11 protein-coding genes are annotated in these 13,768 nt (G+C 50.9%); 5 read left to right on the top strand and 6 right to left on the bottom strand.

From position 1 onward, the window contains the following. Positions 1-226 precede the first annotated feature (226 nt). Genes COW20_07050 through COW20_07035 form a run of 4 tightly spaced genes read left to right on the top strand, consistent with a single transcriptional unit; the run spans position 227 to position 3,807 of the window. Positions 227-1,384: a glycosyltransferase gene (locus tag COW20_07050; protein PIW48872.1), complete on the top strand. Its 1,158-nt coding sequence runs from the start codon at positions 227-229 to the stop codon at positions 1,382-1,384. A 1-nt stretch (position 1,385) separates the two neighbouring features. Then, a complete protein-coding gene (locus COW20_07045) occupies positions 1,386-3,182 on the top strand; it encodes a hypothetical protein (protein ID PIW48871.1) in 1,797 nt (598 codons plus the stop codon). A gap of 14 nt (positions 3,183-3,196) precedes the next feature. Next, positions 3,197-3,406: a hypothetical protein gene (locus COW20_07040; protein PIW48870.1), complete on the top strand. Its 210-nt coding sequence runs from the start codon at positions 3,197-3,199 to the stop codon at positions 3,404-3,406. Then, positions 3,403-3,807, top strand: a complete 405-nt coding sequence (locus COW20_07035; protein ID PIW48869.1) for a hypothetical protein — start codon at positions 3,403-3,405, stop codon at positions 3,805-3,807. The genes COW20_07040 and COW20_07035 overlap by 4 nt, the downstream gene beginning before the upstream one ends. Here COW20_07035 and COW20_07030 read toward each other — a convergent pair. From COW20_07030 to COW20_07020, 3 genes are read right to left on the bottom strand one after another with little or no spacing between them, the layout of a single operon-like run. Next, positions 3,755-4,402, bottom strand: a complete 648-nt coding sequence (locus tag COW20_07030; protein ID PIW48868.1) for a hypothetical protein — start codon at positions 4,400-4,402, stop codon at positions 3,755-3,757. The genes COW20_07035 and COW20_07030 overlap by 53 nt on opposite strands. A 3-nt stretch (positions 4,403-4,405) precedes the next feature. Continuing rightward, entirely contained in the window at positions 4,406-5,923 is a 1,518-nt protein-coding gene (rny, locus tag COW20_07025) for a ribonuclease Y (protein PIW49095.1), read from the bottom strand. 42 nt (positions 5,924-5,965) lie between these two features. Beyond that, positions 5,966-6,715 carry a YebC/PmpR family DNA-binding transcriptional regulator gene (locus COW20_07020; GenBank protein ID PIW48867.1) on the bottom strand — a complete coding sequence of 250 codons (750 nt, stop codon included), beginning with the start codon at positions 6,713-6,715 and terminating at the stop codon, positions 5,966-5,968. 208 nt (positions 6,716-6,923) lie between these two features. On the opposite strand from COW20_07020, the gene COW20_07015 reads away from it, so the two are divergent. After that, positions 6,924-8,243, top strand: coding sequence for a glutamate dehydrogenase (locus COW20_07015; protein ID PIW49094.1), 1,320 nt, complete (start codon positions 6,924-6,926; stop codon positions 8,241-8,243). A gap of 80 nt (positions 8,244-8,323) precedes the next feature. Here COW20_07015 and glsA read toward each other — a convergent pair whose 3' ends face one another. The 3 genes from glsA to COW20_07000 form a co-directional block, all read right to left on the bottom strand. Beyond that, positions 8,324-9,274, bottom strand: a complete 951-nt coding sequence (glsA, locus tag COW20_07010) for a glutaminase A (protein PIW48866.1) — start codon at positions 9,272-9,274, stop codon at positions 8,324-8,326. Beyond that, positions 9,271-11,745 carry a glycogen phosphorylase gene (locus tag COW20_07005; protein PIW48865.1) on the bottom strand — a complete coding sequence of 825 codons (2,475 nt, stop codon included), beginning with the start codon at positions 11,743-11,745 and terminating at the stop codon, positions 9,271-9,273. The genes glsA and COW20_07005 overlap by 4 nt, the downstream gene beginning before the upstream one ends. 77 nt (positions 11,746-11,822) lie before the next feature. Continuing rightward, positions 11,823-13,721 (bottom strand): hypothetical protein, encoded by a 1,899-nt coding sequence (locus COW20_07000; protein ID PIW48864.1) that lies wholly within the window; start codon positions 13,719-13,721, stop codon positions 11,823-11,825. Between the last annotated feature and the right edge of the window lie 47 nt (positions 13,722-13,768).

Genomic DNA, 13,768 nt, shown 5'->3' with positions numbered 1-13,768 from the left:
GCTTGCCGTGCCTTTTCGCGAAAAACCTGAATCTGTTCTGTTTCAGGGGGGGCAAGGGAATAAAGCACCTGGCCATTCAGGGGACTGTAAACTTCAATACCTGCCATGTCTGAACCTGCCACTGCCAAGATAAAGTGAGTTTAGCCCGATTGAGGGGCGAATGCAAGGGGCATTTGAGTTCGTGGTAAAATAGCAGCAGAACCTAGAAAAAATTGTGTTAAAAACGATGAACAATAAGAAATACCGGATTGCCTGGATTGGTAAAAAATCGCCCTTTTGCGGCAATGTAACATACTGTCGTGAATTGGTGAGAGGCCTCTCTGAGCGGGGGCATGAAGTACTTTTCGTACATTTCTCTGAAGATCCTGAAAGCGAACCGGATGAAAGCCCTGAGCTGAAGATTCCCTATCTGTATAAATCTCAAATTTATACCATTCCCAGCCCGACTTCTGCCAAAATTCTGACCCAATCTCTCGAAGAGTGGCAACCTGATGTGGTGCATGCTTCTTTGCCGATTTCAGCCATGGATTTTAACCTGCCTGAAATCTGTCACAAATTGGGTATTCCCTTGGTTTCGACCTTTCACAATGCCTTTGACCGGCGTCCCAGCTTTTTCAGTGGTACGAGTTATCTGACCTATCAGCTCTATGCCCAGAATATGGCTGAATCTGATCGTGTGATTATCTTCTCGAATCTGCAGAAGCAATTGCTGATGCGGGTGGGTGTTTCCGAAGACCGGATTGCGATTGTACCCAACGCGATTGATGCTGAGAAATTTTCACCCGGCCCTTCGCGTTTTCGCGAACGCTATCCCGATCGCCTGATCATGACCTATATGGGCCGGATTGCCCCTGAAAAAGGGCTGGATGAACTGCTCAAAGTCTTTCAGCGTTTGGCCTTGCCCAATACCCAATTGGTGATGGTGGGCGATGGCAGCCAGAAACAGCTTTTGCAATCCCTTTACAGTGAAGTTCCCAATTTGACCTGGACGGGTTTTCTGGGCGAAGAAGAGCGGATCGACGTTTTGCGGGGCAGCGATATTTTTATTCTGCCTTCTCAGGTAGAAGGGCTTTCGATTGCCCTGCTGGAAGCCATGGCCTGTGGTCTGGCGACAGTGGCCACGGATGTGGGCTCGGATGGAGAAGTGCTGGAAGGCGGTGCTGGGATTATTATTAATCCTGGCAAGGTGCGCTCAGAGCTTTCCTTTACTTTGCAACTGCTGCAGCAGCACCCTGATTTTGTGCGCGATCTCAAACTCAAAGCCCGTCAGCGGGTTTTAGACCGCTACCGGCTTGAAACCAATATTGCGGCGGTGGAAGCTGTTTACCATGCGCTTTTGGAGCAACCCCGCACTGCGACCGGCTCGCTTTTAATGGCCGGTTAAGATGCGCAGGCACGTTTGGCTTTTCTTGCTGCTGCTCGGTCTCTGGTGTCTTCCTGTGCAGAAAGCAGCCTTTGCTGCAAGTTTTCAGCTGGCGCAGAACAGCAGCACGGTGATTTATCTCAACGACAAGCCGATCACAGGGCTGCAATCCCCTTTCCTCAGTGCCAATATGCTCTTTTTACCGGTGGGTATTCTTGAGCATTTGGGTTTTCGCGTTGATCTCGATTCGGCCCGCCGTACGGTTCGGGTCAGTCGACCGGGTATTTTTTATGTTTTGCATGATGGTTCCCGTCAGATTCATTGGAATGAACAGGGGCTTTTGATTTCCCATGCCCCGATCTGGCAACAGGATACCCTGTTTGTTCCCCGTTCTTTACTGGCCAACCTGGCTGTGGGTTTCAGTTATAACAAGCAGAACAATGAAATTCGCATCAAAAAAGAACTCAATACCTTTCGGGCGGTTAATCTCTTTCCTACGGATGTCTATACCCGTCTTGTGATTGAATTGGGTGCCAAACCTGTTTACCGTGTTCAGGAAAATCCCCAGAGCGTGACCGTTGATTTCTATGGTATGGAAGTCGAAGAGCCTGATCAGTTCATTCCGGAAGCCAGCGATGTTTTATTCAAGGGGCTGCGCATTCAACAGGTGGGGCGCGGCATTCTGCGTTTACAAATTCTGAAAAATTATCCCGCACCGCACCGCCTGTATTGGCTTGAAAAACCTGAACGCCTGATGATTGATCTGGTTAAAATTTTTCAGGAAGAAAAAACCAGCCAGGTGGCGCCGGGTGTGAAATATACCCGTACTTATCAGGGGTTTGGCTTCGGCCCGGTGACCTACCACAGTTTGGTGGTTGAACCCGAATCCGGTCTGGAGCTGGAGCCTGAACTGGCACATGAATCCCGTGGCTTTGGCAAAGAACCCGTCAGTGTCATGGCCCGCCGCAGGCAGGCTGTTGCGGCGATTAATGCCGGTTATTTTAATGGCCAGGGTGTTCCGCTGGGCATGATGATCAAAGATGGTGAATTTATTTCTTCGCCGATTTATGGCCGCACACTTTTGGGCATTACCCGCTCACGGGAGCTTTTTATTGATCAGGCCGATCAAACCCTGGCGGTAGAGTTTCCCCTGCAAAATCGCCAAAGAGTACGTTTTAACGCCGTGAATCTGCCTCGACAGAACCAGCAGGTGGTGCTTTATACCCCTCGCTATGGCGAACGGACAGGTACACGCCCCGATGCTGACGCGATTGAACTGCAGGTGCTTTCAGATGGAACTGTAGAAGAAATTGGCAATGCCAATACCCTGATTCCTGCCGATGGCTATGTGATTTCGGCTCAGGGTCAAGGGGCGCGCTGGCTCAAGGCCAATGCCTATCAGGGCATGCGTGCCCTGGTCTTTTCGCAGGTACTGGGCCGTTGGGAACAGGTTTTGCATATGGTCGGCGGGGGGCCGCGTCTGCTCAAAAATGCCCAACCCTATGTGACCTCTGAGCAAGAGCGTTTTCAGGCCGATATCGCCAAGGGGCGGGCTCCGCGTACAGCGTTGGGACTTGGCCGCAAAGGTGAACTGATTCTTTTGGTGGTGGATGGCCGCCAGGCCCAAAGTAAGGGGCTGACGCTCTGGGAGTTGGCTGCTCTGATCAAAGAAAAAGGGGCGATTGAAGCTCTGAATTTTGATGGTGGGGGCTCCAGTGCGATGGTGATTCGCAACCGGGTGGTCAACCGTCCTTCAGATGGGCATGAGCGACCGGTTGCCAGCGCTTTGCTTTTGGTTCCCCGTCACAGCCGGGGCTAATACAGGAGAAATAAATGAAAAAAAAGAACTTAACCCAACAGCAGTATATGCTGATTGTGGCTGCGCATGTGCTCTTCAGTGGCGGGCTTTTGGCTGCTTTTAACCTGAACCTGATTCCTGGCCTTGCACTGGAAGGCGGAATGAAACTGATTATCAGCGCTGTCTTACTGGCCGATTTGCTGATTTTCCCGCTGATTCTCAAAACCGCTGTGCGCGACAATTGACGCTTGAAACGTCTTGGCTGAGCTGGGGAGAAGCAAAATTAAGCATTGAAGTTGCTTTTTCGCTTGAAGACAAACTTCAAGGTTTGTCAGGACGGCCTTTTCTGCCTGAAGATCAGGGCCTGTTGTTTCTCTTTGACCCGCCTGAACGCGCCGGGGTGGGCATGCAGGGAGTGGGATTCCCCCTGAGTGTGGCCTTTCTCTCCGACGCGTTTAAAATACTGGCTTTTCATGATTTAATGCCTGATGACCCTGAAGTTTTAGTGGCTCCTCAACCCATCCGGGCTTTTCTGGAGGTCAACCAGGGCTGGTTTGAACGCAAGGGGCTGCAGGTCGGTGACCACTTGGCGTTTACTGAGCAGGCCCGTTGGATTCGGCCCCCGCGTCGGATGGGGTTCGTTTAAGCCAGTCTTGATGGGCCAGACGGGCAAACTCTGGGTGATCCAAATGCCAGTTTAAGGGACTGTCGATTTCAAACCAACCCCAATCCAATAATTCTTCTTCCTGGAGCTGAACCTTGAGTGGGCCCCGCAAATAACAGGCCATCAGCAGAAGGTAACTGGTATGCGGCGAGCCATAGTCGCCGGGTTTGCGGGTAAATATTTCAAGCACAGACCCTGCCGTAATCGTGAGCCCCAATTCTTCTCGCCATTCCCGCTCAAGGGCTTCGTAAGGACTTTCATTCATATCACACCAACCCGCAGGCAGGCTCCAGCACCCGTCATCTCTGCGTTTGACCAGTAAAATCTGACCTGAGGCATTGAAAAGTGCGCCATTGACGCCGACCTTGGGGGTGATATGGCCGACTTCTTTTTGAAAACGGGCCATGACGATTTCAGTTGGGAGCTCAGACAGCTCGGCATAGCTGCGGGCACTTAGCTCTAGCAGGCGTTCGTAGCGGGCCCGATCATAGGGGCTGCCATCGGCATAATTCAAGCCCATTTGTGCCAGCGCGCGGATTTCATCCAAAACCTGTAGCCAATTCTGGGGGGGCTTCATGGGCTAACGGGCAAATTGCGTGACGCGCAGTTCACGCAGCAGAGAGACCTTGATCTGACCTGGGTATTCGAGTTCCTGTTCAATCTTTTGGGCAATTTCAAAGGCCAGTTGGGTCATTTGATCTTCTGAAATCTGATCGGGATCGATCATCACGCGCACTTCACGCCCGGCTTGAATCACATAGGATTTTTGTACTCCTGGAAAGCTATCTACCAGTTTTTCAAGGGCTTGCATGCGCTGCATAAATTTCTCAACGGGTTCCCGGCGGGCACCGGGCCGGGCGGCGGAAAGGGTGTCGGCCACCTGTACCAAAACAGCTTCCAGGGTCATGGGCTGTACATCAAAATGGTGGGCGGCCATGGCATGCAAGACTTCGGGCTTTTCGCCCCAACGCCGGGCAGCATCAATCCCCAATGCGGTGTGGGTTCCCACTTCTTCATAGGTCAGCGCTTTGCCCAGATCGTGAAGAAGGCCTGCCCGGCGGGCAATTTGTATGTCGGCTCCAATTTCAGCGGCCATAATGCCTGCGGCATAGGCCACTTCTTTGGAGTGCTGAAGAATATTCTGGCCATAACTGCTGCGGTAGCGCAGATGGCCCAGCAGGCGGATAATTTCAGGGTGCAGACCGTAAATTCCCACTTCCAGGGCGGCAGCCTCTCCTTCTTCACGCAGATAGTCTTCCAATTGAGCCCGTACTTTTTCAACTTCTTCTTCAATGCGAGCTGGGTGAATACGCCCATCGGCGATCAGGTTTTCAAGCGCCCGCCGTGCGACTTCGCGACGAATGGGGTCAAAACAGGAAACCATTGCCACATCGGGTGTATCATCGACAATCAGATCCACCCCCGTGGCCAGTTCAAAAGCGCGGATATTGCGGCCTTCGCGGCCGATAATCCTGCCCTTCATGGCTTCGCTGGGCAAATTGACGGCTGCCACTGTGGTTTCAACAATATGGTCCACGGCGCAACGCTGAATGGCCTGGGCCAGAATTTTACCCGCCAGTTTATCGCTCTGCTCTTGAATATGGGCTTGGGCAGCTCGAATTTTATGGGCCACCTCAGCCTGCAGGCGGTTTTCCCATTCTGCGCGAATCTGGGCCCGCGCTTCTTCGGGGGAAAGGCGAGCAATTTCACTCAGTTTTTCTGCCTGTTCTGCTGCTTGGGCCTGACAGGCTTCAGCCATCTGGGTTTCCTGCTGGGCCAGCTCCTGGCGTCGGGCTTTGAGTTCCTGATCTTTTTCATTCAGCAATTGGCTGCGGGCTTCCAGTTGAATTTCCTGGCGGGTCAGCTCCTGGGCTTGGCTGCTGAGTTGTGTTTCGGCCAGATTTAGTTTGTTGCGCAGTTCCTGGGTTTCTTTTTCAAGCTCTTTGGCGCGATTTTCTGCATTGCGCCGCGCTTGCTGTTGTTCTTCTCGCTCGTTTTCAAGCTGGGTTTTTGATTTTCCACCCCGCAGAATCCAGAGCATGGTTCCCAATGCCAGCCCAGCGACCAGCAAAGAAACCAGAATCAGAGCCCATTCCATGTTCATTGCTGTTTTCTGGTTTCAGGGGGGTGATTCAAGGATTTATTGCTCAAGACTTTCCATGACCGATTCATCCATTTCAAAATTGGAGTGAACAGCCTGTACATCATCGTGATCTTCAAGCAGATCGAGCAGTTTGACCAATTTTTTGGCGATATCCAGTTCCGTGACCTGAACGGTATTTTGCGGTAAATAGCTGATATCTGAAGACTCCAGCGTATAGTGGTTTTGCAGGGCTGTCACCACGGCTTCAAAGTCTTCGGGGCTGGTCAGCACCTCTTGAATTTCGGCATCTTCGCGCAGATCTTCTGCGCCTGCCTCAAGCGCTTCCATCATCAGGGCGTCAGGGTCTTCAACCTCAGCAATGCGAATCACGCCTTTTTTATCAAACATCCAGTTCACGCAGCCAGTTTCACCCAGGTTGCCATTGCATTTATTGAAATACGAGCGAATATCCCCTGCCGTGCGGTTGCGGTTATCGGTCAGGGCATCGATCATCACTGCGACGCCTCCGGGGCCATAGCCCTCGTATTGAATCGATTCAAAATTATCACCTGTGATGGCGCCCAGGCCTTTTTGAATGGCGCGATCAATATTGTCATTGGGCAAGCCAATCGCTTTGGCGCGGGTGACTGCCTGGCGCAGGCGGAAATTGCCGTTGATATCCCCGCTGCGCCCTTCGCGTACAGCGACCATGATTTCACGCGCCATTTTGGTGAACTCCTTGCCGCGGGCATCGTCATTCTTTGCTTTCTTGCGTTTGATCTGGGCCCATTTGGAGTGTCCGGCCATGCCTCGTGATTCCCTTTCCTGGAGAAATTTTTCTTATCTTGTTCATATTCCACAAGCAAATTGGGCTTGTGATCATTATAATGAAGTGGTGCGCGTTTTAATTTGCTGCACCGCTGGCTGATTCAGCCAGTGACTCTGTATTTTAACATGTCATGCCTTCTGGCGATTTCAAATGCCGATTTCATTAAGGAGCTCAGGTATGGAACTGATGACAACAGATGGTGAACAGGTGGAAAACTCCGCTGATTCCTCAGAAGAACAAGGCCGTCTTTTTCGTGACGCCCGCCGTCGCTTAAACAAAGCGATTCAATTTTTCCCAATTTCTCCCGATGTGGAAGAACAACTCAAATATCCCAAATCTTCATTGGCGGTTTCTGTTGTGATCCGTATGGACAATGGTTCCCGTCGGGCCTTTAAGGGCTTTCGCGTACGCTATGATGATTCCCGTGGGCCTTCCAAGGGGGGGATTCGTTTTCACCAGAACGTGACCCTCGATGAGGTCATGGCTTTGGCTTTCTGGATGACTTTCAAATGCGCGGTGGTAGGCATTCCCTATGGAGGAGCCAAAGGGGGCGTTTGCGTAGATACCAAAGAACTCACCAAGACTGAGTTGGAGCGCTTAAGCCGTACGTATATTGAGATGATTTCTGATATGATTGGCCCCGAGGTCGATATCCCCGCGCCCGATATGTATACCAATGAAATTATCATGGGCTGGATGAGCGATCAGTATAACCGGATTAAACGCGGTAAATTCCCTGGCGTGATCACGGGTAAACCGCTCAGCTTGGGGGGTTCTGTCGGGCGTACAGATGCAACAGGCCGTGGTGGCATGAATGTTTTGCGTCGGCTTGAAGAGCACCTTCAAATTCACCCCCACCAAACCAAAGTCGCTGTACAGGGTTTCGGGAATGTAGGTTATCACTGTGCCCGTCTGCTCTATGATGCAGGCTATCAGATCATTGCCGTCAGCAATTCTGAAGGGGGCATTTATGACCCCGATGGCATTGATCCTTACAGCTTGAAACAGTGGGAACAGGAACACAAAGACGTTTTGGCTGGTGCGCCGACCAAAGGCACGTCTCAGACCATTGGCAATGAAGACTTGCTGAAATTGCCCGTTGATGTTTTGGTTCCTGCAGCTTTGGAGAACCAAATCACCTCGCGCAATGCCCATGAAATCAAGGCCAAGATTATTTTGGAACTGGCCAATGGCCCGACCACGGCCGATGCTGATGCCATTTTGCATGAGCGCGGCGTGCTGGTTATTCCCGATATTCTCGCCAACGCGGGCGGGGTGACCGTCAGCTATTTTGAATGGGTTCAAAACCAGACAGGTTTCTATTGGGAAATTGATGAAGTCCAGGAAAAACTGCAAAAGATCATGGAAAAAGCCACGATCAGTGTCTGGGAAACCATGGTTGAGCACAAATGCGATATGCGTACTGCGGCGTATATTGAAGCTCTGAAAAAGTTGAGCCAGGCGATTGAAGCCCACGGCACCCGTTACTATTTCAATCTCCCTTAAGGCTGAGTACCTGCGGGTTTAAAAGCAACAGCCGGTGGTTTTGTTCCACCGGCTGTTTTGTTTTCTAAAGGATTAAATACTCAAGGCAATGCTTCATGCCGTTCATAGACATGCAGGGGAATGCGCTCCACCAATTCTCGACAGAAAGCCACGCCCCGAACCGTATTGCCTGTGCTGTCGAGCGGGGGCGACCAAATCGCCAGCCCCATCACGCCCGGTATCACAACCATTAAAGCCCCTGAAACGCCGCTTTTGGCTGGCAAGCCAATGCGAAAGGCAAATTCACCCGAAAAATTGTACATGCCACAGGTGGCCATGACTGTCAGACAATTGCGCAGGGTGCGCGTTTGCAGCAGGGTTTTGCCTGTCAGCGGACAGGTTCCGCCCAGGGCCAGACTGGCAGCTGCAACCGCCAGATTTTTCACATTCAGGCTGAGGGAACAACACTGAAAATACAATTCCAAGGTCTCTTCCAGATCTGCACCCGCTGGAAAGGCTTTGTTCTCGCGCATAAAATAGGCAAGTGCCCGGTTGCGATCCGCGCTTTGCCGTTCAGATTGGTAAACAGCATTGTCAAAGCCAGGATTTGCACCGCCACTGAGTTCCCGCCAAAAGTTCGAAACGGCTTCAAAGCGATCGGACAGACTGAGTTGGGGACGAATCAGACTGCAGCACATAATGCCCCCGGCATTGATCAGGGGATTGTGGGGCAGCCCCTGGCTATTGAGTTGCAGGGCGTTAAACACCTGACCACTGGGTTCAAAACCGACATGGCGATGGACAATTTCTTCCCCGTGTTCTTCAAGGGTCAGACAATAATTTGCAGGTTTACAGACCGATTGCAGACAGAAGTTTTCTTCTGCTTGTCCCCAATGGGCCTGGGTACCATCAGCCAGACAGACGGCTACGGCATAGTGGTCTGGATTGGCTTTGGCCAGCTGGGGAATATAGCTCGCAACCTTCCCCTCTGAGTGGGAATGGGTCTGCTGGTAAATCTCCTCGAGGATCTTTAAGAGTTCAGCATTTTTCATGACTCTTGGGGTTGCAGGGGGGCGACCCCCCAGATTTCACGGGCGTATTCCAGCACTGAGCGATCGCTTGAAAATTTTCCCATGCGAGCGATATTGTGAAGCATTTTGACAGACCAGGCTTCCTGATCTTGATAGAGGGCTTCGACTTCGCCTTGGCAGTCGACATAGGCCCGGTAATCAGCCAGAACGAAGTAGGGGTCTGTGTGTAGCAGAGATTCCAAGATCGGTTTAAACAGGCCGCGTTCATTGGGGGAGAAGGTATCCTGCTGAATCAACTGCAAGCAGTGGTGCAGTTCAGGATCACTTTCGACGGCCTCCCAGGGACGGTAATGGGGGCGTAAGGCATTGACTTCATGGGTTTGCAGGCCAAAGATAAAGATATTCTCTTCACCTATTTCTTCACGCATTTCGACATTGGCGCCATCCAGTGTACCGATCGTGAGCGCCCCGTTCAAGGCGTATTTCATATTGCCTGTGCCCGAGGCTTCCATACCTGCTGTCGAGATTTGTTCACTGAGATCTGCGGCAGGAATAATTTTTTCGGCCAGAGAGACGCTGTAATTGGCCAAAAAAACAGCTTTGAGTCGCCCTTTCATCTCTGGATCGCGGTTTATCCGCTCTGCCACAGCATTGAAGAGTTTGATAATCAGCTTGGCCATATAATAGCCCGGCGCGGCTTTCCCGCTCATGATAAACGTGCGCGGAACGGTGATTTTGGCTGGGTCTTGTTTGCAGCGTGCGTAGAGCGTAATCATATGCAGAATCAGCAACAATTGGCGTTTGTACTCGTGTAAACGCTTGGTTTGGCAATCAAAGAGTGAGGTGGGATCAATGTCGAGTGTATGCCGTTGCTGAATATAGCCAGAGAGTCTTTGTTTGTTGTGCAGCTTGATTTCACGCAATTCCTGCAGAAAATCCTGATCGGTTTCGTATTTCAAGAGTCGCTTGAGCTGGCTGAGATCGCGCAGCCAGCCCTTGCCCTGTTTGCGATTGATCAGATTTGCCAATTCTGGATTGCATTGCAGCAGCCAGCGGCGTTGGGTGATGCCATTGGTGACATTGGTCAGTTTTTTGCGATCCAGGCTGTGAAAATCTTTGAAAATTTGGTTTTTCAGAATTTCGGAATGCAGGGCTGAAACGCCATTGACACGGTGGCTTCCCACAAAGGCCAAATGGGCCATGCGTACCTTTTTTTCCAATCCTTCTTCAATAATTGAAACCTGGTTCAGCAGCGCGGGTTCGTCAGGGGCTTTGAGATAAACCGTTTCTAAAAAGCGCCGGTTGATTTCGTAAATGATTTCCAAATGGCGGGGCAAGAGGCGTTCGAGCATGGGAACAGACCATTTTTCAAGGGCTTCAGGCATGACTGTGTGGTTGGTATAGGCCAGGGTGCGGGTGGTAAGATCCCAGGCTTTTTCCCAGGGCAGGTGGTATTTATCTACGAACAGACGCATCAGTTCAGCGACGGTGAGGGCGGGATGGGTATCATTCATTTGAATGGCAACTTTGTCGGGAAAGGCCTCAAAACCTTCATGGGCTTTGAGATAGCGCCGGAAAATATCTTGCAGAGTAGCGCAAACAAAGAAATACTCTTGCTTCAGACGCAATTCACGGCCATGCAGGGTATTGTCGTTGGGGTAGAGAACTTTGGAAATGTTTTCACTTTCGTTTTTATGGGCCACGGCGTTGATATAATCGCCACTGTTGAAATACTCAAGATCAAATTCACGCGTTGACTTGGCAGACCATAGGCGCATGGTGTTGACAACACCATTTTCAAAGCCAGGAACGGGCGTGTCATAGGCCATGGCCATGACGGATTCTGTATCGACCCATTCATGGCGCAGACGACCAGAGTCATCGTGGTATTCACGTACCCGGCCGTAAAAATGCACGGGGTAGAGAAATTCCGGGCGGGGAAACTCCCAGGGATTGCCATAGCGCAGCCAGTTGTCAGGGGTTTCGACCTGATAGCCATTGCGAATATGTTGAAAGAAAATGCCGTATTCATAGCGAATGCCGTAGCCATAGCCGGGAATGCCGGTATTGGCCATTGAATCAAGGTAACAGGCTGCCAGACGCCCCAAGCCGCCATTTCCCAGGCCAGCGTCCCATTCTGATTCCTCAACTTCACTGAGATTCAACTGGATTTCCTGAAGGGCTTGGCCCATTTGGGTCTGCAGGCCCAGATTGAGCAGGGTATTGCTGAGTGAGCGCCCGATCAGGAATTCGAGCGAGAGATAATAGACGCGTTTGACATCCTGGTGGTAATAACTTTGCAAGGTTTGCAGCCATTGATCGACCATGCGTTCGCGCGCGCTGAGAGCTGTAGCGTGAAAGAGATCCCAGCGCACAGCGGAGTAAGCGTCTTTTGCCAGGGTGTGGTGAATATTGCGGACAAAGGATTCGCGCAGTTCGTTAGCCAGGTCTTGACTGTTGGGATGGGCTGGATTGAATTGAGTGGTGGGCATGGGTTTTTCCCCCTCGGGTTGAGTCTATGTGAATGATACCAGGACTGAGCGCAAGAGGATATCGCTCAGCACAGGTTTTAGTGAAAAGCTGAAGCAGAATTTTGATGCTTGGTTTCGAGCCAGGTTTTCCAGAAGCTCTGGTAGGCTGTTTCAATCGAAGCGAGAAATTTTTTCTGATCGCAGACGGGTGAATTGAGCAACTGTGTTCTGAGGCCTTTTCTCAGCGTAAGCAATTCCTGAGGGTGGCTGGCATAGTGCACTGCCAAATCAATGTATTCGGCATAAGAATGGGCAAGACATTGTGATAAGCCCATTTGCCTGAGAATGGTGACACCACCTCTTTGTCCATTGGGGGCAGCAAAAACAATCACGGGTACGCCCATCCAAAGCGTTTCACAGGTGGTGACACCTCCGTCATAGGGGAAAGGGTCGAGGGCAATATCCAGGCTTTTATAGAAGGCGAGATGTTGATCGTGATCGGTATTGCCCTGGAGCTGAATACGCTCTGTTTCAATCCCCAAAGCCTGGAATTGTGCCCGTATTTCTTGCTGTGTGGCAATTTCGTCCAGACCCCCTGTTTTGAGCGCTAAACGGCTGTGGGGAACCTGTTTGAGGATTTCAGCCCAGACCTGAATGACCTTTTGATTGTGTTTAAAGAGTTTATTGCCGCTGCCAAAGGTGAGCCAGTGGTTTTTTTCAAAGGGCGCTGGGGCTGGTTCCGCTTCAAAGTCAGGGGGGCTCCAATTAAAGGCGATCGGCAGGTAATGAATTTTTTCGGTGTATATTTTTTGGCTGTCTTGTGGGGCCAGATACTGATCCGTAAAGCAATAATCCATGGCTGGAATGCCCGAAGTGCTTCCAAACGCCAGCCCGGTGACCTGAATGGGTGCGGGTTTGTCAATAAAACTCATGAAATGGTTATTGGCGGTGGGGCCGTTCAGGTCCACGAGAATATCGAGGGTGTCGGCTTGAATCAGATGGGCAATGGCTGAGTCGCTCAGCCCCTGAATCTCACGCCAGTGATCTGCACGGCCTTGATAAAAGCGGGTCAGCTCATCGGGGGTTTTCACAGAGGAATAGGCGGTAATCTCAAATTGATCGGCTGAAAAGTGCTGAAAAAGCGGTTTCATCATGCTTGAGGAGGAATGCGCACAAAAATTCGAAGAAATATAGCCAATCTTTAATTTTCGTTTTGCCTGACGATCATGGGTGCTGAAATCGGGAGGGGAACCTTTGGCTCTTTTTTCAACCAAGGTCTGCCAATAGGCCATGGCTTTGGTTTTTTCCTGGACGTCTAAATCTGCGATGGCCTGTAAACAGATCATGTATTCTCGGATATATTCAGGCGAGTCGGCATTTTGAGCCAGTGTTTTTTCAAAAAATGCAAGCGCTTCTTCGGGTTTTGCACGGGCCAGGGTATTCAGGGCCAGTTTAAACCAGGCCTCTGTAAACCCAGGGGCTAAAAGTACCAATTTTCTTAGAACCTGATCGGCTGCATGGTAATGCTCCATCTGGCGTAAGAGCAAGGCGATCTGATAGTTTAACTGGACATGATCGGGCGAAAGACTGAGCGCTTGTTGGTAAATGCTCAGGGCCTTTTCGTTTTGTTTGGTCAAAAAATAAAAATTCCCCAGATTGACCAGTCCTGCAAAATAATCGGGTTCAAGCCGAATGGCTTGCTCAAAAGCTTTTTGGGCAGGCTCTAAATCGCCATGGGTTTGGTAGGCCAGGCCCAAACTGTTGAAAAAATCAGGCCTGCCCGGATTCAGAACAATGGCCTGCTCAATCCGGGCAATGGCCTGGGGGAGTTGATTGAGTTGCAAGAGCAGGGAGCCAAACAAATGAAAAAGATCTGCATTTTGAATATTTTGCTCAAGCAGCATGTGATAAAGCTGGTAAGCCCTATTGAGAGCACCCTGGCGATGTGCGTTAATGGCGAGATGGAAGACTTCGTTGTGGTTTGTACTCATGTGCATGACCTTTGCTTGGGTGCAAGTCCCGAACACCTAAAAAAGTGTTGGCT

Source organism: bacterium (Candidatus Blackallbacteria) CG13_big_fil_rev_8_21_14_2_50_49_14, assembly GCA_002783405.1.
Classification (GTDB): domain Bacteria; phylum Cyanobacteriota; class Sericytochromatia; order UBA7694; family UBA7694.
This window is presented reverse-complemented; position numbering and strand designations above follow the sequence as displayed.

Excerpts from the sequence above, each read along its gene's own strand:
- COW20_07050 (PIW48872.1), top strand. The coding sequence starts at position 227 with ATGAACAATAAGAAATACCGGATTGCCTGGATTGGTAAAAAATCGCCC.
- COW20_07045 (PIW48871.1), top strand. The coding sequence starts at position 1,386 with ATGCGCAGGCACGTTTGGCTTTTCTTGCTGCTGCTCGGTCTCTGGTGT.
- COW20_07040 (PIW48870.1), top strand. The coding sequence starts at position 3,197 with ATGAAAAAAAAGAACTTAACCCAACAGCAGTATATGCTGATTGTGGCT.
- COW20_07030 (PIW48868.1), bottom strand. The coding sequence starts at position 4,402 with ATGAAGCCCCCCCAGAATTGGCTACAGGTTTTGGATGAAATCCGCGCG.
- rny (PIW49095.1), bottom strand. The coding sequence starts at position 5,923 with ATGGAATGGGCTCTGATTCTGGTTTCTTTGCTGGTCGCTGGGCTGGCA.
- COW20_07020 (PIW48867.1), bottom strand. The coding sequence starts at position 6,715 with ATGGCCGGACACTCCAAATGGGCCCAGATCAAACGCAAGAAAGCAAAG.
- COW20_07015 (PIW49094.1), top strand. The coding sequence starts at position 6,924 with ATGACAACAGATGGTGAACAGGTGGAAAACTCCGCTGATTCCTCAGAA.
- glsA (PIW48866.1), bottom strand. The coding sequence starts at position 9,274 with ATGAAAAATGCTGAACTCTTAAAGATCCTCGAGGAGATTTACCAGCAG.
- COW20_07005 (PIW48865.1), bottom strand. The coding sequence starts at position 11,745 with ATGCCCACCACTCAATTCAATCCAGCCCATCCCAACAGTCAAGACCTG.
- COW20_07000 (PIW48864.1), bottom strand. The coding sequence starts at position 13,721 with ATGCACATGAGTACAAACCACAACGAAGTCTTCCATCTCGCCATTAAC.